We start from the raw sequence: 21010 nt of genomic DNA, 5'->3' as shown, positions 1-21010 counted from the left end.
CATTACCACCGGTTCCATCAGATCCAGGCAAGGATACTCCGATTACTTATACACCATTAAATCCAAGTATCCCTAGACCTGTAGTTCCAAAAAACGTCATTCCAAGTGTTCCAACTAGCCCAGTAGATTCGGCAGTACCATCTATCTCGGATGTACCGCAAGAATCAACTTCAGAAGTGATTGAACAAAGAACATTACCAAGTACAGGTGAGAGTGACTCCGGTATTGCTTTTGTAGCAGGGATTGGTTTACTACTTGGTGTATTGAATACAGTAGTGAAGCGAAGAAAAGAAGATTAGTTGATCATTTAAAGATAATAAATTGAATAAAAGAGAGAAGGTGAGACACTACTCAAGACACGTTTGTGAGGAAACACTCTTGTAATATCTAGTAAGATAGACACGGGAGTGTTTTTTCTATTATAAAAAAAGCGATATTATCACTTCCAATTTGTTCGTAAGACTCAACCAATCAAAAAGATCAGAAACTTAGTTAGGTGGGGTATGTTATCTACTTGTCCTGTATCTAGGGATTAAATCAGTAAGACTAGTTTTTAGTTGACATTTATCACTTTAACCTGTGAAGTGTTTAGATATCAGTTTTTTTATAGTAGTATTCTTTATTGAAATTGAATTTTATTTTTATTCTTGTCATTTCTAGCAAATGTCTTGATTGGCTAAGCGGGAAAAAGCTTAGATTTCCACTATCAAAAATAATAGTATTCATGGTATAATAAAGGTATTAAATGGTCTAAGGAGACAATGATGGAAGCGTTAAAAAAACAAGCTGCTCTAAAAGCAGCAGAGTTTGTTAAAGACAATATGATTCTAGGGTTGGGAACGGGTTCTACAACCTCTTATTTTGTTGAAGAGGTCGGAAGACTTGTGAAAGAAGAAGGTCTTAATATTATTGGAGTCACAACATCAAGTGTCACTTCAAAGCAAGCTCAAGAACTAGGTATTCCACTCAAAGATATCGATGATGTTGATGAGGTTGATTTAACCGTCGATGGTGCAGATGAGGTAGATCCTGCCTTTAATGGCATCAAAGGTGGTGGTGGAGCACTTTTGATGGAAAAAGTTGTAGCCACACCGAGTAAGGATTACATTTGGGTGGTAGATGAGTCTAAGCTAGTAGATACTTTAGGTGCTTTTAAACTCCCTGTTGAAGTCGTTCAATATGGTGCCATGCAAGTCTTTAAAATCTTTGAAAAAAAGGGTTACAAACCTGCCTTTCGTGAAAAAGATGGGCAACGTTTTGTCACAGATATGAAAAATTATATTATTGATTTAGACCTTGGTCGTATTGAAGATCCTATTGCTCTAGGAAAAGAACTCAAGCAAATGGTTGGAGTAGTTGAGCATGGATTATTTAATCAAATGGTAAAAAAAGTTGTAGTCGCTGGTCAAAATGGTGTGACCGTTTTAGAGGCGTAAGGAAAAGGAGAGGTTATGTCAAAATTTAATCGTATTCATCTTGTCGTTTTGGATTCTGTAGGTATCGGCGCAGCACCAGATTCAGATCAATTTTTTAATGCAGGTATACCTGATACAACGTCAGATACCTTGGGGCACATTTCTGAAACAGCAGGACTAACTGTTCCAAATATGGCTAAAATCGGTCTTGGAAATATCCCTCGTGATACTGCTCTTGCGACAGTTCCAAAAGAGAAGGCTCCAACAGGTTATGCGACCAAACTAGAAGAAGTCTCACTTGGAAAAGATACCATGACAGGACATTGGGAGATTATGGGGCTTAATATTACTGAGCCATTTGATACTTTTTGGGATGGTTTCCCTGAAGAAATCTTAACCAAGATTGAAGAGTTCTCTGGTCGTAAAATCATTCGTGAAGCCAATAAACCTTACTCTGGTACAGCCGTTATTGATGACTTTGGGTCTCGCCAAATGGAGACTGGAGAGTTGATCGTTTATACCTCGGCCGATCCTGTTCTCCAAATTGCAGCGCATGAAGATATTATCCCTCTTGATGAACTTTATCGTATTTGTGAATACGCACGCTCGATTACGCTTGAGCGTCCAGCGCTTCTTGGACGTATTATTGCCCGTCCTTATGTGGGTGAGCCAGGGAACTTCACACGAACAGCTAACCGTCATGATTATGCAGTTTCACCATTCCAAGATACTGTTTTAAATAAACTAGCTGACGCAGGTATTCCTACTTATTCTGTTGGAAAAATTAGCGATATTTTTAACGGATCTGGGATTACCAACGATATGGGGCACACCAAATCAAATGCTCATGGTGTAGATGTTTTATTGGAAACTTTAAAATTACCAACATTTGATAAAGGGTTTTCTTTCACAAACTTGGTAGATTTTGATGCTGTATATGGACATCGTCGTAATACAGAAGGTTATCGTGATTGCTTAGAGGAATTTGATGCCCGTTTACCAGAAATTCTAGCAAGTCTAAAAGAAGATGATCTACTTTTGATTACAGCAGATCACGGAAATGATCCAACCTATGCAGGAACAGATCATACACGTGAATATGTCCCACTTCTAGCTTATAGCAAGTCTTTCAAAGGTAGTGGTGTTTTACCTGTTGGGCATTTCTCTGATATTTCAGCCACCATTGCAGAAAATTTTGGAGTAGATAAGGCTATGATTGGTGAGAGTTTCTTGGAACAATTGGTATAAGTCATGGAAAAAGTTACGATTTATCACAATCCAGCATGTGGCACATCACGAAATACCTTAGCCCTACTTAAATACGTTGGCTTAGAGCCTGAGGTGATTTTATATCTTGAAACACCTCCGACAAAAAAGGAGTTACAGAGATTGATAGCAGATATGCATCTTTCTGTTAGAGACCTTTTGAGGACTAATGTTCCCCCGTATCTTGAATTAGGATTAGATAGAGAAGGGGTAAGTGATGATGAGATCTTATCAGCTATGTTGAGAGAACCTATCCTGATTAACAGACCTATTGTGATCACCTCAAAAGGCACCAGACTTTGTCGTCCTTCGGAGAAGGTTTTAGAAATCTTACCTGTCCCCTTGACAAGTCCTTTTGTAAAAGAGGATGGCGAAGTCATTTCGGCAGAAATAAAGAAATAATGTAAAACGGAGAAAGCTATGTCTTTAATGAAAAAAATTTATGAAACAAAATCTTTTTTAGAAGAAAAAGGAATCTTAGCACCTGAATTTGGCCTGATTTTGGGATCAGGCTTAGGAGAGTTGGCAGAAGAAGTCGAAAATGCGATTGTCATCGACTATTCAGATATTCCTAACTGGGGAAAATCAACAGTTGTTGGACACGCTGGTAAATTGGTCTATGGTGACTTAGCTGGCCGCAAAGTTTTGGCACTTCAAGGACGTTTCCATTTTTATGAAGGAAATCCACTTGAGGTGGTTACTTTCCCGGTTCGTGTCATGAAAGCCCTTGGCTGTGAAGGGGTTCTTGTAACCAATGCTGCAGGGGGGATTGGCTATGGACCAGGTACCCTTATGGCGATTACAGACCACATCAACATGACTGGTCAAAACCCATTAATTGGTGAAAACTTAGAAGAGTTTGGGCCACGTTTCCCAGATATGTCTAATGCTTATACCAAAGAATACCGTCAAAAAGCTCATGATGTCGCTACAAAACTTGGTATCAAACTGGAAGAAGGAGTTTATATCGGTGTGACCGGTCCAACCTATGAAACACCTGCAGAAATCCGTGCCTTTAAGACTCTCGGAGCTGATGCCGTTGGGATGTCAACAGTACCAGAAGTTATCGTAGCAGCTCACTCAGGCATGAAAGTCTTGGGAATCTCAGCCATTACAAACTTTGCAGCTGGTTTCCAATCAGAACTTAACCACGAAGAAGTGGTAGAAGTCACTGAGCAAATCAAAGAAAACTTCAAAGGCTTGGTCAAGGCTATTTTAGCAGAATTGTAAGATGACTATTAACACCAAAGTTTTCTCTTTGATAGCAGCTATTTTAAACTACCTTGCAAGAATCGTTTATTTGCTTACCTCAGAAAAAACTTGGGGAATTATTTTTCTAGGAATCGGCTCGTCAATGTTTGGGCTACATCTCTTGGAGAAAGAGAAAAACAAAAAAGATAAGTAAATAAAATTGGAAATACTAGGAGTTCTAATGAAGATCCATTTTATCGTACATGAAGTTTTTGAAGCACCAGGAACATACTGGGAATGGGCTAAAAATCGTGGTCATGAGCTTAGTGTAACCAAACTTTATGAGGGAGATTGTTTACCAAAAGATTCTTCTATCTACGATATGTTAATTATCATGGGTGGTCCGCAAAGCCCTACAACGAAACTTTCGGAATGTCCTTATTTTGATGCGCTAGCTGAAATTAGTTTGATACAGGAATTCATCAAGGCTGATAAGCTGATTATCGGAGTTTGCTTGGGAGCGCAGTTATTGGGGGAAGCTTATGGCGCAACGGTTGAACATAGTCCTGAAAAGGAAATTGGTAACTTTCCGATTTCTCTTACGGAATCTGGACAGGCTGATGAGTGTCTAAAAGCATTTGGTAAAAGTTTGACGGTCGGTCATTGGCATGGAGATATGCCTGGGTTGATTGAGACTAGTGAAGTATTAGCGGTCAGCCAAGGTTGTCCAAGACAGATTGTCAAATATAGTAGTAAGCACTACGCTTTCCAGTGCCATTTAGAATTTTCAAAACCCTTGATTGAAGCGTTGTTGGCAGAAGAAGTTGACTATAATGAAAAGGCTAAATCACATCTATATCTCCAAGAAGCAAATGCTATGTTAGGATACGATTATTCAGAAATGAATCATGTTTTAGAACAATTTTTAGATGCTTTGACGGGATAAAATATTAAAAAACTTACATCAAACATATTGAAAGGAACTATTATGTCAATCCATATTGAAGCCAAACAAGGCGAAATCGCAGATAAAATCCTTCTTCCTGGAGATCCACTTCGAGCGAAATTTATTGCTGAAAATTTTTTAGAAGATGCTGTTTGTTTTAATAATGTCCGTGGTATGCTAGGTTATACTGGTACCTACAAAGGACACCGTGTGTCCGTCATGGGGACAGGAATGGGGATGCCATCTATCTCTATCTATGCATGTGAGTTAATTGTTGATTATGGTGTCAAAACACTGATCCGTGTTGGAACAGCAGGTTCTCTAAATAAAGATATCCACGTTCGTGAACTGGTGCTAGCTCAAGCGGCAGCAACAAACTCAAATATCATTCGAAATGATTTTCCAGAGTATGATTTCCCACAAATCGCAGATTTCAGCTTACTAGATAAGGCTTATCATATCGCTGAAAACATGGGAGTAACAACACACGTTGGAAGTGTTCTGTCTTCAGATGTCTTCTACTCTAATATGTTTGAGCGCAATCTCAAGTTAGGTGAGCTTGGTGTTAAAGCTGTTGAGATGGAAGCAGCAGCGCTCTACTATATAGCAGCTCAGCATGGTGTACAGGCTCTTGCAATGATGACGATTTCAGATAGTCTTGTTAATCCTGAAGAAGATACAACAGCTGAGGAGCGCCAAAATACTTTCACAGATATGATGAAAGTTGGACTAGAAACACTTATTACAGAATAATGTCATATTTACTTTATGAACAAATTGATAGCTTTGCTAAAAATTATTATTACAAGCAAGCCCTTGATACTGTAAAACTCATAAAAGATGCTCCAGCAGACTTATCTTTCATTCTTCAATTGCTTTCAGAGCGTAGAGAGTTGAAGCTGGATTTAGTGTTTGAAGAGGAGCAAGCAAGAAAGTTTTTTGCACGCTATCGATTTACACTGAGTCAGAACAAGGAACTTGAAAAAGAACGCTTAGCAAATTATTTACTTGATTTAGAAGCAAAAGTTCGTGTAGGGGATTTAATTGACTTTTGCCGTGCTTCAAGTCCGTTGATCTATCGGATTTATTTGGCTTTAATCACAAAAAAACTCCCTGACTTAGAGGAGTACATCCACAATTCCAAAGACACCAGCTACGATAAGTGGCGCTTGGATAGGATTGAAAAGAGCGATAATCCCTATCTCAAAGCTTTTTATAAACAAAATAAGCATCAACCCTTAGTCAACTCATCTAGTCTTTTAAGTTTGATTGAGTGTATGGACTACCCGAATGAAGTCATCACGTCGGTTAGAAAGCTAAGGCATTTTGAAAAATCAATAAGAAATCCATTAGCCCATCTAATAAAGCCTTTTGATGAAGAGATTTTAGCTTCTAGTACAGGATTTTCCTCTCAAGTTTTTTTAGATTTGATGATTTTTCTTGTCAAAGAAATAGGTGTCAACTATAGTAGTCGGCCGTATTACTTTGATAAAGCTAATCAAGAGGTCATTATCCCTCTATTAAAAGAAAGTTTAAAAAACACAAAGGACTGAGAAGTGAACGCTCAGTCCTTTGTGTTTTTGTTATCAGTTTGATTAAATTTTACTTCTTCTAATAAGTAGTCGATAAATTTTTCTCCCATTTTAGAAAGATTAGCTTTTTCGTGTTTTAAATAGACGATGTCTATTTCATCATCCACTTCCAATGGAATTGAGACAATATTATCACCGTTTAGGTTACTATTTAAGATACCAGTGGCAATCGTATAACCATCTAAACCAATAAGAAGATTGAATAATGTGGCACGATCACTGACGACAATTGATTTTTTATGAGGAATTTGTGAAAGAATTTCCTCTGAATAATAAAATGAATTGTGGATCCCTTGGTCATAGCTTAGATAAGGGAAATCTTCTAAATCAGCCAGATTAACCTTGCTTTTACTTGCTAATGGGTTGCTTTTACTTACAAAAATATGAGGATGAGCTTTAAATAGCGAGGTGTAGGTCAGACGGTTATCGTCAAACATTTTGGTTAAGACATCTCGATTGTAACTATTTAGGAAAAGGACACCAATTTCAGAACGGAAATTTTTAACATCCTCAATAATTTCATAGGTCCTTGTTTCACGTAAAAAAAGCTCGTAACGGCTCATATCAGCTCCTTTTAGAAGAGATACAAAGGCATTGACCACAAAAGCATAGTGTTGAGCAGAGACACTAAATAACTCACGGTTTGAAGATTTCGACTTATAACGTTCTTCGAGAAGTGCAGTTTGTTCAACGACTTGACGTGCGTAGGATAAAAATTCTACGCCGTCTTTGGTGAGGGTAATTCCTTTTGGATTTCGGATGAAAATTTCAATTCCCATCTCGCGTTCCAAATCACGTACGGCGTTGGACAGACTGGGTTGTGTAATAAAAAGTTGCTTGGAAGCTTCATTCATGCTCCCAGTTTCGACGATTTTGATGACATAATGTAATTGTTGAATTCGCATAGAACTATTTTAGCATAAATCAACCTATCTGAAAATAAAATTGAAGAATAGAGAAAAGGACAGTGATTATAAAACTTGCCAAGAATAAAATTATTTCTATATGATCAAGGTGGATTACAAAAAAATGAAAAATATATCTCTAATATTTTTAGCTAGTGTGCAATTTTTTACATCTGTTTATAAAGTTTTGCCATAAGAGAAAAGCTGATCAACTTAATTGTCTCCGACCATACCTTGCTATTAAAGAATAATTTAGGTATAATAAGATGATTGAAATTTTGATTTTTAGGAGAAATAGCATGTCTAATCAGGCGAGACGGAGCCGAAAAAAGAAAAATAGTTCTAATATTCTTGGTCTTCTTAATCTTAGTTTATTATTGCTCTATGGTATAGTGGCAGCTATTACAGTTGTGATGATGTTTACTTATAATATTTTAAACATATCCAGTTTAAATATTATTATTACAGCTGTCCTTGTAGGGATATTTATCCTTGCTCTTGTTTTAGTGATAATGAAGAAGGCTAAGCTTTTCACCTTTCTTTTATTGCTTGTTTCATTGTTTGGTTCAGGTGTGGCCTTATATGTCTCTAAAAGTGCCGTTGATGCCTTAGATAAAATGAATCAAACAGCATCTGTTTCCGAATATGAAATGACGATTGTTGTACCTAAAGATAGCACTATCAATAGTGTGGCAGATTTGACCTCTGTTTTAGCACCAACAGATAATGACCAGTCAAATATTGATGCTTTGATTAAAGATGTTGAAACAAATGAAGGTAAGACATTGTCTATAGAAAAGGTAGAGTCATATCAAAAAGCTTATGAAAGTCTTTTGTCGGATTCAAGTAAAGCTATGGTACTTAACAGTGGCTATGCTAATCTTCTGGAGTTGACTTATCCAGACTATGCAGATAAACTCCGCACGATCTATACTTATAAGGTTGAAAAAGAAGTTTCTGCTGCGAAGGAGACAACTTCCTCAACAGACGTGTTTAATGTTTATATTTCAGGGATTGATACATTTGGATCAATATCATCTGTCTCTCGTTCTGATGTTAATATCATTATGACGGTTAACCGCAAGACAAAGAAAGTTTTGTTGACGACAACACCGCGTGATTCATATGTTAAGATTGCTGATGGCGGAAATGATCAGTACGATAAATTGACTCACGCTGGTATCTACGGTGTTGATGCCTCCATCCACACCTTAGAAAATCTATATGGTATTGATATTAATTACTATGCCCGTCTAAACTTTACGAGTTTCTTAAAATTGATTGACTTGGTTGGTGGAGTAGATGTGACCAATAATCAAGAATTTACTAGTTTACATGGAAATTATCATTTCCCAGTTGGTCAGGTTCATTTAGATTCAGATAAGGCATTAGGTTTTGTACGCGAGCGTTATTCTCTCACAAATGGGGATCATGATCGTGGAAAAAACCAAGAAAAAGTGATTGCTGCTTTAATTAATAAACTAGCATCTGTTAATTCTATTACAAACTACAACGCCATTATCGAAGGTTTATCGGATTCTATCCAAACTAATATGCCTGTTGATACTATGATGACCTTGGCAAATGCGCAATTAGCTTCAGGTGGAGCTTATACAGTTGAATCTCAAGCTCTAGAGGGAACTGGAAGTACAGGTGAGTTGTCATCGTACGCTATGCCTGGTGCTAGTCTTTATATGATGCAAGTTGATGATGCTAGCTTAAATCAGATGAAAGAAAAAATCCAATCTACAATGGAAGGAAAATAAGATGATTGATATCCACTCTCATATTATATTCGGAGTTGATGATGGTCCTAAAAACCTAGAGGAGAGTCTTGCTCTGATAGGTGAGGCTTATGCCCAAGGTGTTAGAGTCATTATCGCGACGTCGCATCGTCGTAAAGGGATGTTTGAAACACCAGAGCAAACCATAAAATCGAATTTTTCAAAAGTTAGAGAGGAAGCTAAAAAGCAATTTCCAGATTTGATTTTAGGTTTTGGTGGTGAATTATACTATACTAAAGAGTTGCCTAGTAAACTTGAGAAAAAGCAAGTTCCAAGATTGAATTACACGCGTTATATTTTGTTGGAGTTTAGTAAAGGGACCCCGTGGCGTGAGATGCAAGAAGCAATCAATAATATTTTGCTTTTAGGATTGACTCCAGTTATCGCTCACATCGAGCGATATGATGCACTGGAGTTTAATAAAGATCGTGTTTTAGAACTGATCAGTAAAGGATGCTACACGCAGATTAATAGCAACCATGTTTTAAAACCAAAGTTAATGGGAGACAAACATAGAGAGTTTAAAAAGCGCGCACGATACTTTCTAGAAAATGATTTAGTTCATTGTGTTGCGAGTGATATGCATAATCTTGACCAACGTCCTCCCTACATGAAAGCGGCTTTTGATACAATTGCTACTGAATATGGGCAAGATAAGGCAGAAGAGCTGTTTAAAGAGAACCCTCAACTGTTATTAGAAGATAAATTTATATAAATTATAGGAGATATTATGAAGGAACAAAATCCAAGTATGGAAATTGATATGTTGTTATTGCTCAAAAAGTTATGGTCAAAAAAATTCTTGATTACCTTAGTCGCAGTATTTTTTGCAACTATTGCTTTGTTGATTTCATTGTTTTTGATTAAACCAACTTATACTTCTACGACAAGTTTTTATGTTGGTAATCAAAAAGCAGCAGCTGAGAATGCATTAACTGCTCAAGATTTGCAAGCAGGTGACTATCTCGTTAAGGATTACAAAGAGATTATTTCTTCGAAAGATGTTCGTCAACAAGTCATTGAAGAAGAAGGGTTGTCGATTACAGCAGATGAGTTATTATCAAAATTAACTGTAGAAATTCCTACGAATACTCGAATCATATCAATTAGTGTATCAGATGAAGATCCTAAGGAAGCAGCTCGTATTGCCAACGCAATCAGGGTAATAGCATCGGAAAAAATTAAGGCCGTTACAAAGGTTGATAATGTTGAGGAAGTTGATCCAGCAGAGGCACCTACTGAGCCATCATCACCTAATATTAAGAGAAATGTTGCGCTAGGATTTTTAATTGGAGGCTTTATTGCTGTTGCAACAGTTCTTGTTAGAGAAATCCTTGATGACCGCATTAAACGTCCAGAGGATATCGAGGAAATACTAGGAATGCCTCTTATTGGCATGGTACCCAATACAGATAAGTTGAAATAGGAGAAGATAGATGCCACAGTTAGAATTAGTCAGAAACAAAGCGTTATTAGCTAAAAAAGTAGAGGAGTATTTTAATTCTATTCGAACAAATATTCAATTTAGCGGATCAGGATTAAAAACGATTGTTTTAACATCTGTACAGCCTGGAGAAGGTAAGTCAACAACCGCTGCCAATCTAGCTCTATCCTTTGCACGTGCTGGATATAAAACTTTATTAATTGATGCAGATATCCGTAACTCTGTGATTTCAGGAACATTTAAGCCAACTACTCGAATTCAGGGATTAACAGCCTTTTTATCAGGAAATTGTGAGTTATCTGAAGCAATCTGTGATACGAATGTAGAAGATTTGTATGTTATTCCGTCAGGACATGTCCCCCCAAATCCTACTAGTTTACTACAAAATGCAAATTTTGATGCCTTGATGTCAACTACCAAACAACTTTATGATTATGTGGTTGTTGACTCTCCTCCGATTGGATTGGTTATTGATTCAGCTATTATCGCTCAGCGTTGCGATGCTTCTATTATTGTCACAGAAGCAAATGGCGTCAAACGTCGCTTTGTCCAAAAAGCAAAAGAACAGATGGAACAGTCACATGCCCAGTTTCTTGGAGTTATTTTAAATAAAGTTGACAATACTTTGGATAGTTACGGTGCCTATGGTCAATATGGCGAATATGGTCAATACGGAAAAACTGTTAAAGAGTCGAAAACAAAAAACCGCAGAAATAAGAAAAAGTAAAATGATAAAGTAGAAGGGACCTCCATATGTACACGGAATCATCGCTAAGAAAAATTTTCTATTTACTAGCTGATAGCTTAGCAGTTGCCATTTCATTCTACCTCTTATCTCTTAGATTTTCTTATGGTTTTTTTAATAGTTGGAAATTTTTACTTTTACAATTAATTTTGACCCTTGCATTTACCATTTTATCTAATGATTATTCTTTAGCGCATAGACGACGCTTGAAGCAAGAGTTAGTTTATACACTAACTTTTTCCATAAAATTGAGTACAGTTTTTGTTGTCATTATATTTTTGAGTCAGTATATTGGAAAGACATATGTGACACAACTTAGTTTATCTTATCTCTTGGTTCAGTTTGTAATTCAATTTATTTTGATTTTTTCTCTTAGATACCTGTCGAGAAAAGCCTCAGATAATTTAACAACTAAGAAAAAGAAAATTCTTTTTGTAACTAATTTTACCACTGATTTTCAGATGTTAAACTTGTTGGAAAAAAATCATTATCAAGTGGTAGCTTATCTCAGCCAACATGTCAGTGATGTTGTCAAAGAGCCAATTTTACGTAATTTTGAAGAGGTTCAACATTTGTTACAACACAATGAGATTCAAGAGGTCTTTATTGATAGTGATGCTAGGCAAGAGTTTATTGAAGAACAACATTTTTTTAACGCTATGGGGATTCCGGTATCCTTGAGTTTATCTGAAGATAACTTGTCAAGTATCTTTGTTCAACAATTGGAGAATACCACATTTGTTACAAGTGCATTAAACAACACTCATTATCGTTTAGTCTTCTTGAAACGCATCATTGATATTGTAGGAGCTCTTATAGGTTTGATTTTGACAGGAATAGTGGCTCTGATTATCTATCCAATTGTTCAAAAACAGTCAAAAGGTCCTTTGATTTTTAAACAAAAGCGTGTTGGGAAAAATGGTAAGATTTTTACACTCTATAAGTTTAGAAGTATGTATCTAGATGCTGAGGAGCGCAAAAAAGAGTTAATGGCGCAGAATGATTTGACGACAGACTTAATGTTTAAAATGGACCACGATCCGCGTATCTTCCCTTTCGGACAAAAAATTCGAGACTGGTCTTTAGATGAGCTCCCTCAATTTTTAAATGTCTTAAAGGGGGATATGTCACTTGTCGGGACAAGACCTCCAACACTTGAAGAATATCAGAAGTATGAGTTGCATCATTTTAAACGATTAGCGGCAAAGCCTGGAATTACGGGGATGTGGCAAACTTCTGGTCGTAGCAACATTACAGACTTTGAAGATGTCGTTAAACTAGATTTAACCTATATAAAAAATTGGTCAATTTGGCTAGATATCAAAATTTTATTTAAAACAGTAGAGGTTGTATTAAGGCGTGAAGGAAGTAAATAGTCCCCTGTTTACTTCCTTTATCGCATATTGGTGTTTCTATGAAAAAAAATAATTCAGTTAAAATAAACTTCATCATGAATTTTATTTTAACGATTTCAAATTTTGTATTTCCTCTTATCACCTTCCCTTATGTTTCTAGAGTACTCCAAGCCAGTGGAGTCGGAACGGTGACATTTGCAACATCCATCATTACCTATTTTTCAATGGTGGGAATGATGGGGATTCCAACCTACGGAATACGAGCGACAGCAAAGGTCCGGGATGATGAAAGGATTCTACATAAAACAGTTAAGGAAATCATGGTTTTTAATGCGATTGTGATGTCTATTGCATTGTTAGCCCTTTTTGTGACAGTTTTATCTATTGATAAACTCTATGTGGAAAAAGAGCTTTATTTGATTTTATCTTCTACACTGATTTTTAATGTCTTAGGAGTGGATTGGCTTTATAAAGGTTTAGAAAAGTACTCCTATATTACTATCCGATCGATTATCTTCAAGATAATATCTGTCATTTTGATGTTTCTTTTTGTTCGTTCAAGTGATGATTATGTTATTTATGGGGCAATTACAGTTGTTGCTGCAGTGGGATCTAATTTCTTAAATTTTATTCATCTACGGACGATGTTTCCAGAAAAGGTAACTGAAAAGCTAGACATTAAGCAGCACATTAGACCGTCTTTAACCTTCTTTCTATTAACCGTGTCTTCTACTATTTATCTAAATGTGGATACTACCATGCTTGGTTTTGTAAAGGGGGATGAAGCTGTGGGATATTATTCTGCGGCTGTTAAGATTAAACAGATTTTGGTCAGTGTAGTGACATCACTAGGAGCCGTCTTACTGCCACGTTTGTCCTATCATCATGAGCAGGGAAATACTGATGAGTTTGAGCGTCTGACACAAAAGGCACTAAGTTTTGTACTTTTAATCTCTCTACCTTTAGTAGTTTATTTTATTTTAGTAAGTCAAGAGTCCATATTATTCTTATCAGGTAGTGATTTTTTACCAGCTACGCAGCCTATGCAGTTTATCATGCCAACCGTTCTTTTTATTGGTTTATCTAATTTAATGGGCATTCAAATTTTAGTTCCGACGAATCGTGAAAAATTAGTTGTCTATTCAACGATTATAGGAGCCTTGGTTGATATAGCCTTGAATATCTTTTTGATTCCAAGCTTAGGTGCTAGTGGTGCGGCAATTTCAGGCTCTGTTGCGGAATTTGCAGTGACAATGGTTCAATTTATCTTTATAAAAGAATTTATGTTACCTATTATCAAGCAAGTTCAATTTAATAAATTGCTTATTAGCTTAACTTTGGCTACAGTATTGACCATTCTTTTAAAAAATGTCGTGTCATTAACGGTTTTTTTCCAACTGGTGATAACAGCAATGGTTTTCTTTGGGACTTATGGTATGATGTTAGTGTTGTTGAAAGAAAGTTTCATTACAGAAATTTCTCAGTCATTTATTCAAAAAATTAAAAAATAGGAGTATATCATGTCAAAATATGATTATTTAGTTGTTGGTAGTGGCTTGTTTGGGGCGGTTTTTGCTCATGAAGCAGCTTTAAAAGGAAAAAAAGTAAAAGTGATTGAAAAGCGCAATCACATTGCAGGAAATATCTACACGAAAGAAGTAGAGGGAATCCAAGTTCATGAGTATGGGGCACATATTTTCCATACCTCTGATAAAGAAATTTGGGATTATGTTAACCAGTTTGCAGAGTTCAATCGTTATACTAATACTCCTATTGCTAACTATAAGGGTGAGATTTATAACTTACCTTTCAACATGAATACTTTTAATAAACTTTGGGGTGTGGTGACACCGGCAGAAGCACAAGCTAAAATTGAAGAACAGCGCGCAGTCCTCGGTGGAAAAACACCTGAAAACTTAGAAGAGCAAGCCATTTCACTTGTTGGAACCGATATCTATGAAAAGTTAATTAAATCCTATACTGAAAAACAATGGGAGAAACCTTGTACAGAGCTTCCAGCCTTCATCATCCGTCGTTTACCAGTGCGACTAACTTATGATAACAACTATTTCAACGATACTTACCAGGGTATTCCAATTGGAGGTTATACTCAAATCGTTGAAAAAATGCTTAGTCATGACAATATTGATGTTGAGACAGGTGTTGACTTTTTTGCCAATAAAGAGCAGTACCTTGCAGATTACCCTAAAATTGTCTTTACAGGTATGATTGATGAGTTCTTTGACTATGAGCTTGGTGAGCTAGAGTACCGTAGTCTCCGTTTTGAAACAGAGACGCTTGATATGGAAAATTATCAAGGTAACGCTGTTGTCAACTACACAGACAGTGAAACACCATATACTCGCATTATCGAGCATAAACATTTTGAATTTGGGACACAATCGAAAACAATTATTACCAAAGAGCATTCACAGACATGGCAAAAAGGCGATGAGCCTTACTATCCTGTTAACAATGATCGCAACAACCATCTCTATAAAGCCTATAAAGAGTTGGCTGAAAAACAAGAAAATGTTATCTTTGGTGGTCGTTTAGGACACTATCGTTATTATGATATGCACCAAGTCATTGCAGCGGCATTGCAATGTGTAAGAAAAGAAGTGAAATAAAAAAGGTATGAAATCAGTATATATTATCGGTTCAAAAGGAATTCCTGCCAAGTATGGTGGATTTGAAACTTTTGTAGAAAAATTAACAGAGAATCAAGTCAATACGGATATTAAATACTATGTTGCATGTATGGAAGAGAACTCTGAAAAATCAGGTATAAGTGAGGAGATTTTTGAGTACAATGGCGCAACTTGCTTTAACATCTCTGTTCCCAAAATCGGTCCTGCTCGGGCAATCTATTATGATATTTTAGCTTTAAATCGAGCAATTGACTTGGCAGAGAAAAACAATGATCAAAATCCAATTTTTTATGTATTGGCTTGTCGCATTGGTCCGTTTATTGGGCACATTAAGAAAAGGATTAAACGTATAAATGGATTGCTTTACGTAAATCCAGATGGACATGAATGGCTTCGTGCTAAGTGGAGTTTGCCAGTCAGAAAATATTGGAAGTATTCTGAGCAATTGATGGTAAAACATGCCGATCTATTAATTTGTGATAGCAAAAACATTGAAACTTATATTAAACAAGATTATAAGCAATACGATCCTAAAACAACTTATATTGCTTATGGAACTGATACAACTTCATCACAATTGACCGAGGATGATGAGAAGGTAAGATCATGGTTTAATATGAAGCAAATTAAAGAAAATGAGTACTATCTCGTTGTAGGTCGATTTGTTCCAGAGAATAACTATGAGTCAATGATTCGAGAGTTTATGAAATCTGATTCTAAAAAGGACTTTATTCTGATTACCAATGTTGAGGAAAATAAATTTTATCACCGACTGAAACAAAATACGGGATTTGATCAGGATAGTAGAATCAAATTTGTGGGAACAGTATATGATCAAGAGCTTTTGAAGTACATCCGAGAGAATGCTTTTGCTTATATTCACGGACACGAAGTGGGAGGAACGAACCCTTCGCTACTAGAGGCTTTGTCATCGACTAAGTTGAACCTTCTTCTTGATGTTGGTTTTAATAAAGAAGTTGGACTAGATGGGGCAGTTTATTGGTCAAAAGATGACTTATCAGATATCATCAATCAAGTAGAAATGTATGATCAAAGTCAAATTGCTCAACTATCAGAGATTGCTCAGAAAAGAATTTTGGATAAATTTTCTTGGGAATATATTGTAAACGAATATGAAAAAGTTTTTTATAAAGGAATTTAAATAATGGCAACAAAATATTATGCAGTTGTTGTAACCTACAACTCTCGAGTCGACGAGGCAGAGACTTGTCACAATTTGGTAGGTATATCAGGCCATGATATCTCTATCGTTATTTTTGACAATAGTGATCAACCATCATTTACAAAACACAATCAAACTGTTTCTGAGGAGCGTGGTTGGACATATATTACAGAAGGAAAGAATATTGGTCTATCAAAAGCCTATAATAAAGTATTGGATTTTTTGTCTGACCGTGATGGCGTTTTAATTTGGTTTGATGATGATAGCCATGTTACCCAAGAGTACTTTGATACTTTGGAAGCTTCTCTATCTAATGGAGCTGACATCTATGCTCCAGTTATTCAGGCGCAAAACGGGAATTTTTATTCACCTAATGAAGCAGGCTACCTTATGTATAAACAATTAAAAAATGCGGATGATCCTGTTAGAAATGATAAATTTAATTGTATTAACAGTTGTACTGCCATTAAATTAGAGGTGTTTAAAGACTACAGATACGATGAAAATCTCTTTTTAGATCAGATTGACCATGATTTTTGTAGAAGCCAGCGTTTAAGAAATAAAACTTTCTATAAATTACCTGTTATTATCAATCATAATTTTTCATTAAAGAATCATATGTCTTCAGTAGCTGCTGTAAAAAGGCGCTATGAGCTATTGATTCCTGATTTTATTAAATATTGTCGAAAACAAGGATTTATTAAATCTAAATTGGCTTATGTCAAGATTTTTGCCTGGGGAGTGGAGCAGTCTTTGAAGTATAAAGATTGGTCAATCTTAACATGGATGATAAAATTTAGTATTGGTAATAAATAAGTATTGATTGAATTTTAAGAGATAACTAATGAAAACTTACAAAATTATACCTAGTGATATTTTACTTATTTTTGGTCTGTCTATTATTTTGATAACAGAGACTATTAACACAACAATGTTATCAGGTATCCTTCCCGAGAAATCTTATTTAATAAATTTGATTGCAGCATTGTTATTGTTGATGAGATTTTTATTCATTAAAAAGTATAAACTTATCGATTTGTTTTTTATGCTTGCTTTCTTGGGCGTAGGCTTAATATTATTAGCAAAAATAAAACATCCCTACTTATTTGTCTATATCCTATTATTCATTGGTTTGTATGGGGCTGATATAGAGAGGATATTAAAAATCTATATAATATCTGTGGGTTCTGTAGTTGGATTGACATTTGTCCTATCGTTGTTAGGAGTTATACCAAACTTAGTGTTTATTCAATATAGGGGAGTTGAGCAGGTTCGAAGAATTTCATTTGGAAGTGTTTATCCAACAGACTTTGCTTCACATTGCTTCTATCTTTATACAGCTGCTAGCTATCTTTACAGACAGAAGCATATATGGATAAGAACCATATTTGGTTTTGTTTTATCAGCTTTTATTGTTATTTTTTGTAATGCCCGCTTAAATGCAATGTCCGTTTTTACAATAGATTTAATCTTTTTATGGTATTACTTCAAGCCTGAATTTAAACCGACAAAATTTTTATCACTTCTTTATCCCATTGCGGCAACTTTTATTTATTATGTATCAGAAACATTTGATAATGGTATTGAATGGTATCGTCAATTAAATACTCTTTTTAGTAATCGTCTTTACTTAGGAAAACTAGCTTTTGAGACATATGATATAAAGTTATTTGGAGATCCGACTGTAAGATTTATCGGTTTTGGAGGAAATACAGATGCGACATCAATCGAATATAACTATGTTGATAGCTCTTATCTAAAATTGATGTTTATGTATGGAGTTGTCTTTGTGGCTATGATTGTTTTATATCTAACAATGAAGTCCTTTGCTCTTCATACCTCAAAAAATTATTTACTATTCACCATTGTTGTATTTATCGCTATCAATTGTACATTCGAAGCGTTTATTATTAGTCCAGCTTACAATATTTTTTTCTATGTTTTACTAGGGACTTCCTTATATGATAAAAGTAAAAGCCATAGTATCGGAGTAGCTGAAATTTAATCTAGGAGGAAACTATTTTGAACATAAAAGATATTCAAAATTTAGAATTCGAAGCTTTATCACAGCTAAATGAGTTTTGTAGCAAACATGACATTACCTTTTATTTACGTGGAGGTAGTGTTATGGGAGCTATCAAATATAAAGGTTTTGTTCCTTGGGATGATGATGTGGATATTGCTATTCCTAGAGATGATTTCAATCGTCTGATTCAACTTTCTCTAAAGGAATCCTTTTCAAGCCAATTCGAGATTATTTCATATCATTCCCATAGTGATGCCAGATGCTATTTTCCAAGAGTTTATCTAAAAAAAGAGTATCAAGAGGAACTTAATCTACCGTCTAATAACCACATTGGAGTAGCTGTTTTAGATATTCTTCCCTTAGACGGTGCTCCATCAACGAAAATTGGGAGAGGGATATACTATTTAAAGATTTATTGCCTAAGAATTTTAGGTAGTCTTGCAACGGCGAATATGACCGGGCACAAATGGTATCGTCAGGTATTTTTAAAATTATTGAGTTTACTACAACTTCAAAAACTATATAGCTCAAATGATATTTATCAATTACTTGATAATGTTTATAGTAGAAACGATGTAGGAACAAGTAAATTTATCGGAACAATTACAGGTTCATTGTATAGTAAGGAAATTTTTCCGAGAGAAATATGGGGCGATGGGACAAAGGTACCTTTTGAGGAAGGAGAGTTTCTAGTCCCTGAGGAATATGATATTTATTTGAAAAAATTGTACGGTGATGATTACCTAACAACTATCCCAAAGAAAAAGGATATCGAATTTAAGAAGCATATTAAGGAAGTAGATTGATGTTTTGTTTTGTCATACTGCATTATATTAGCTTAGAAGAAACAACTGCATTTGTTGAAAATATTCAAAATCATGTTAAAGGGGATAAGGAAATCATAATTGTTGATAACGCTTCACCAAATGGTTCAGGGGAAGTGCTACTTGACTTATATGACTCAATCCCTAATGTTACCGTTCTTTTAAATCATAAAAATGAAGGGTTTGCCAAAGGAAATAATCGAGGCTATCAATATGCTAAGGAACATTTTAATCCTAAGTTTATCGCTATCGCTAATAATGATATTGAACTTCCTCAGACAGATTTTATAGAGCTAGTAGAGAAAATCTATGAAGAGGAGGATTTCGCTGTTCTTGGACCGCAAATTTACTCTACAAATGAGAAGCGTTATCAAAGCCCTAAACGTTTGACACTGTATTCGAAAGACGAGGTTGAAAGAGAGTACGAAAATTACAAGAAGAAACGCGATAGCAAATATATCGTGCCATTACGTGCACAGTTGAAGAGATGGAATTTCTTAAAATTTCTAGTACATAAAAGAAGAGAGAGCTTCTCTTCCATTGATGTCAACAAGTCTTATATCAACCCAATCATCCACGGATCATTTTTGATTGTGTCTGAGAAGTTTATTGCAAAGAGAGATGTAGCATTTTACGATAAAACTTATATGTACTTTGAAACCGAGATTTTAGCTTACCAATGTGAGCAACTAGGCTTAAAGGTGATTTACTCACCAAAAATCAAAGTTTTACATCATCATAGTGTTTCTACAAGAAAAACACTGCAAAATGAGCTAAAAAAAGTACGTTATATGAATAATGCGATTTGTGACTCTCTGGAACGATATTTAGAACTTCTAGAGGAAGATGGTCAACAGACAGACCTAACAAGCAATATAAATTTAAGAAATAAATAGGAAAAAAAGATGAAAAACTATATTATGACGCATAAACCTTTCGAATCTGTTACTTCGGATTCCATTTATGTTCCTCTGGTAGTAGGAGCAAATAAGAATATCGTAGAAGAATATGACTTGAAAGACAACTCTTTTGAAGATAATATATCAGATAAAAATTCAAGTTTTTGTGAGTTAACTGGAATGTACTGGATATGGAAACACTCTTCCGAGGATATAGTAGGAATTTCTCATTACAGACGATATTTTACAAAAAATCGCTATATTTTTAGAAAATCTGGGATTTTGTCAGAAAAAGATATTAGAAATGATTTGACAAAATATGATGTTATCGTTTCTCTAACCGGTATTAACGAATTTTTAGGACATAAGGCAGGTGAATATTTCAACAAAATTCACGATGCGGAGGTTTGGGAGAGTTGTCGCCAAATCATATCGGAAGACTATCCCGAATATTTAAAAGATTTCGAGTGGTTTGAAGACCAAGACAAAGGATATATCTGCAACATGTCCATTATGAAAAAAGAAGTCTACGACACTTACTGTGACTGGTTATTTGATATATTATTCAAATTAGACAAAACAATTGATTACAGTAAATACGATAATTATAATAAGCGTATGGTTGGTTTTGTTGCGGAAAGATTATTAAACGTCTGGATAAAACATCAAGCATTAAAAGTAAAAGAGTATCCAATCTATTTCACTGAGGATCATTTTATTGATCGTGTTAAAAGAAAATTAGGCTTAACGAAATAACGGTGAATCGCTATAAATACAGTGTTTG

22 protein-coding genes are annotated in these 21010 nt (G+C 35.4%); 21 read left to right on the top strand and 1 reads right to left on the bottom strand.

The window, feature by feature from the left end:
• The 8 genes from ACQRDX_RS07480 to ACQRDX_RS07445 form a co-directional block, all read left to right on the top strand.
• A partial coding sequence (locus ACQRDX_RS07480; RefSeq protein WP_427895745.1) for an LPXTG cell wall anchor domain-containing protein occupies positions 1 to 299 on the top strand: 299 nt, incomplete at its 5' end.
• 465 nt (positions 300 to 764) lie between these two features.
• Positions 765 to 1436, top strand: coding sequence for a ribose-5-phosphate isomerase RpiA (rpiA, locus tag ACQRDX_RS07475; RefSeq protein ID WP_427895743.1), 672 nt, complete (start codon positions 765 to 767; stop codon positions 1434 to 1436).
• 15 nt (positions 1437 to 1451) lie between these two features.
• Positions 1452 to 2663 (top strand): phosphopentomutase, encoded by a 1212-nt coding sequence (locus ACQRDX_RS07470; RefSeq protein WP_427895741.1) that lies wholly within the window; start codon positions 1452 to 1454, stop codon positions 2661 to 2663.
• A gap of 3 nt (positions 2664 to 2666) precedes the next feature.
• A complete protein-coding gene (gene arsC, locus ACQRDX_RS07465; RefSeq protein ID WP_427895739.1) occupies positions 2667 to 3083 on the top strand; it encodes an arsenate reductase (glutaredoxin) in 417 nt (138 codons plus the stop codon).
• Positions 3084 to 3101: 18 nt separating this feature from the next.
• Positions 3102 to 3911 (top strand): purine-nucleoside phosphorylase, encoded by an 810-nt coding sequence (locus tag ACQRDX_RS07460; protein WP_354369586.1) that lies wholly within the window; start codon positions 3102 to 3104, stop codon positions 3909 to 3911.
• 202 nt (positions 3912 to 4113) lie between these two features.
• The gene (locus tag ACQRDX_RS07455; protein ID WP_427895737.1) at positions 4114 to 4818 is read left to right on the top strand and encodes a glutamine amidotransferase-related protein; all 705 of its coding nucleotides are present in this window, start codon (positions 4114 to 4116) and stop codon (positions 4816 to 4818) included.
• Positions 4819 to 4860: 42 nt separating this feature from the next.
• Positions 4861 to 5571, top strand: a complete 711-nt coding sequence (gene deoD, locus ACQRDX_RS07450; RefSeq protein ID WP_427895735.1) for a purine-nucleoside phosphorylase — start codon at positions 4861 to 4863, stop codon at positions 5569 to 5571.
• Positions 5571 to 6371 (top strand): hypothetical protein, encoded by an 801-nt coding sequence (locus ACQRDX_RS07445; RefSeq protein WP_427895733.1) that lies wholly within the window; start codon positions 5571 to 5573, stop codon positions 6369 to 6371. Before deoD ends, ACQRDX_RS07445 begins: the two co-directional genes overlap by 1 nt.
• An 11-nt stretch (positions 6372 to 6382) precedes the next feature.
• Here ACQRDX_RS07445 and ACQRDX_RS07440 read toward each other — a convergent pair whose 3' ends face one another.
• Positions 6383 to 7315: a LysR family transcriptional regulator gene (locus ACQRDX_RS07440; protein ID WP_427895731.1), complete on the bottom strand. Its 933-nt coding sequence runs from the start codon at positions 7313 to 7315 to the stop codon at positions 6383 to 6385.
• A gap of 299 nt (positions 7316 to 7614) precedes the next feature.
• Between ACQRDX_RS07440 and ACQRDX_RS07435 the strand changes: the two genes are divergently transcribed.
• From ACQRDX_RS07435 to ACQRDX_RS07375, 13 genes are read left to right on the top strand one after another with little or no spacing between them, the layout of a single operon-like run.
• Entirely contained in the window at positions 7615 to 9081 is a 1467-nt protein-coding gene (locus ACQRDX_RS07435) for an LCP family protein (protein ID WP_427895729.1), read from the top strand.
• Position 9082: 1 nt separating this feature from the next.
• The gene (gene cps4B / locus ACQRDX_RS07430) at positions 9083 to 9814 is read left to right on the top strand and encodes a capsular polysaccharide biosynthesis protein Cps4B (RefSeq protein WP_427895727.1); all 732 of its coding nucleotides are present in this window, start codon (positions 9083 to 9085) and stop codon (positions 9812 to 9814) included.
• A 12-nt stretch (positions 9815 to 9826) separates the two neighbouring features.
• Complete coding sequence (locus ACQRDX_RS07425; RefSeq protein ID WP_427895747.1) at positions 9827 to 10525, top strand: Wzz/FepE/Etk N-terminal domain-containing protein; 699 nt, start codon at positions 9827 to 9829, stop codon at positions 10523 to 10525.
• A gap of 10 nt (positions 10526 to 10535) precedes the next feature.
• Positions 10536 to 11270, top strand: coding sequence for a tyrosine-protein kinase (locus tag ACQRDX_RS07420; RefSeq protein WP_427895725.1), 735 nt, complete (start codon positions 10536 to 10538; stop codon positions 11268 to 11270).
• 26 nt (positions 11271 to 11296) lie between these two features.
• The gene (locus ACQRDX_RS07415) at positions 11297 to 12664 is read left to right on the top strand and encodes a sugar transferase (protein WP_427895723.1); all 1368 of its coding nucleotides are present in this window, start codon (positions 11297 to 11299) and stop codon (positions 12662 to 12664) included.
• Positions 12665 to 12702: 38 nt separating this feature from the next.
• Positions 12703 to 14154, top strand: coding sequence for a flippase (locus tag ACQRDX_RS07410; protein WP_427895721.1), 1452 nt, complete (start codon positions 12703 to 12705; stop codon positions 14152 to 14154).
• A 9-nt stretch (positions 14155 to 14163) separates the two neighbouring features.
• The gene (glf, locus tag ACQRDX_RS07405; protein ID WP_427895719.1) at positions 14164 to 15273 is read left to right on the top strand and encodes a UDP-galactopyranose mutase; all 1110 of its coding nucleotides are present in this window, start codon (positions 14164 to 14166) and stop codon (positions 15271 to 15273) included.
• A 7-nt stretch (positions 15274 to 15280) separates the two neighbouring features.
• Complete coding sequence (gene cps2T, locus ACQRDX_RS07400) at positions 15281 to 16456, top strand: beta 1-4 rhamnosyltransferase Cps2T (protein ID WP_427895717.1); 1176 nt, start codon at positions 15281 to 15283, stop codon at positions 16454 to 16456.
• A 3-nt stretch (positions 16457 to 16459) separates the two neighbouring features.
• Entirely contained in the window at positions 16460 to 17293 is an 834-nt protein-coding gene (locus tag ACQRDX_RS07395) for a glycosyltransferase (protein ID WP_427895715.1), read from the top strand.
• A gap of 28 nt (positions 17294 to 17321) precedes the next feature.
• Entirely contained in the window at positions 17322 to 18482 is a 1161-nt protein-coding gene (locus ACQRDX_RS07390; protein ID WP_427895713.1) for a polysaccharide polymerase, read from the top strand.
• Positions 18483 to 18499: 17 nt separating this feature from the next.
• A complete protein-coding gene (locus tag ACQRDX_RS07385) occupies positions 18500 to 19309 on the top strand; it encodes a LicD family protein (protein WP_427895711.1) in 810 nt (269 codons plus the stop codon).
• A complete protein-coding gene (locus ACQRDX_RS07380) occupies positions 19309 to 20223 on the top strand; it encodes a glycosyltransferase (protein WP_427895709.1) in 915 nt (304 codons plus the stop codon). Before ACQRDX_RS07385 ends, ACQRDX_RS07380 begins: the two co-directional genes overlap by 1 nt.
• 9 nt (positions 20224 to 20232) lie before the next feature.
• A complete protein-coding gene (locus ACQRDX_RS07375; RefSeq protein WP_427895707.1) occupies positions 20233 to 20982 on the top strand; it encodes a DUF4422 domain-containing protein in 750 nt (249 codons plus the stop codon).
• Positions 20983 to 21010: the final 28 nt, after the last annotated feature.

The sequence above is a fragment of the Streptococcus sp. SGI.013 genome, assembly GCF_050315295.1.
GTDB classification, from domain to species: domain Bacteria; phylum Bacillota; class Bacilli; order Lactobacillales; family Streptococcaceae; genus Streptococcus; species Streptococcus porcorum.
The sequence above is the reverse complement of the archived record's forward strand: the minus strand, read 5'-3'. Positions and strand labels throughout refer to the sequence as shown.

Coding starts and splice junctions, on each gene's coding strand:
- rpiA (WP_427895743.1), top strand. CDS start 765: ATGGAAGCGTTAAAAAAACAAGCTGCTCTAAAAGCAGCAGAGTTTGTT.
- ACQRDX_RS07470 (WP_427895741.1), top strand. CDS start 1,452: ATGTCAAAATTTAATCGTATTCATCTTGTCGTTTTGGATTCTGTAGGT.
- arsC (WP_427895739.1), top strand. CDS start 2,667: ATGGAAAAAGTTACGATTTATCACAATCCAGCATGTGGCACATCACGA.
- ACQRDX_RS07460 (WP_354369586.1), top strand. CDS start 3,102: ATGTCTTTAATGAAAAAAATTTATGAAACAAAATCTTTTTTAGAAGAA.
- ACQRDX_RS07455 (WP_427895737.1), top strand. CDS start 4,114: ATGAAGATCCATTTTATCGTACATGAAGTTTTTGAAGCACCAGGAACA.
- deoD (WP_427895735.1), top strand. CDS start 4,861: ATGTCAATCCATATTGAAGCCAAACAAGGCGAAATCGCAGATAAAATC.
- ACQRDX_RS07445 (WP_427895733.1), top strand. CDS start 5,571: ATGTCATATTTACTTTATGAACAAATTGATAGCTTTGCTAAAAATTAT.
- ACQRDX_RS07440 (WP_427895731.1), bottom strand. CDS start 7,315: ATGCGAATTCAACAATTACATTATGTCATCAAAATCGTCGAAACTGGG.
- ACQRDX_RS07435 (WP_427895729.1), top strand. CDS start 7,615: ATGTCTAATCAGGCGAGACGGAGCCGAAAAAAGAAAAATAGTTCTAAT.
- cps4B (WP_427895727.1), top strand. CDS start 9,083: ATGATTGATATCCACTCTCATATTATATTCGGAGTTGATGATGGTCCT.
- ACQRDX_RS07420 (WP_427895725.1), top strand. CDS start 10,536: ATGCCACAGTTAGAATTAGTCAGAAACAAAGCGTTATTAGCTAAAAAA.
- ACQRDX_RS07415 (WP_427895723.1), top strand. CDS start 11,297: ATGTACACGGAATCATCGCTAAGAAAAATTTTCTATTTACTAGCTGAT.
- ACQRDX_RS07410 (WP_427895721.1), top strand. CDS start 12,703: ATGAAAAAAAATAATTCAGTTAAAATAAACTTCATCATGAATTTTATT.
- glf (WP_427895719.1), top strand. CDS start 14,164: ATGTCAAAATATGATTATTTAGTTGTTGGTAGTGGCTTGTTTGGGGCG.
- cps2T (WP_427895717.1), top strand. CDS start 15,281: ATGAAATCAGTATATATTATCGGTTCAAAAGGAATTCCTGCCAAGTAT.
- ACQRDX_RS07395 (WP_427895715.1), top strand. CDS start 16,460: ATGGCAACAAAATATTATGCAGTTGTTGTAACCTACAACTCTCGAGTC.
- ACQRDX_RS07390 (WP_427895713.1), top strand. CDS start 17,322: ATGAAAACTTACAAAATTATACCTAGTGATATTTTACTTATTTTTGGT.
- ACQRDX_RS07380 (WP_427895709.1), top strand. CDS start 19,309: ATGTTTTGTTTTGTCATACTGCATTATATTAGCTTAGAAGAAACAACT.
- ACQRDX_RS07375 (WP_427895707.1), top strand. CDS start 20,233: ATGAAAAACTATATTATGACGCATAAACCTTTCGAATCTGTTACTTCG.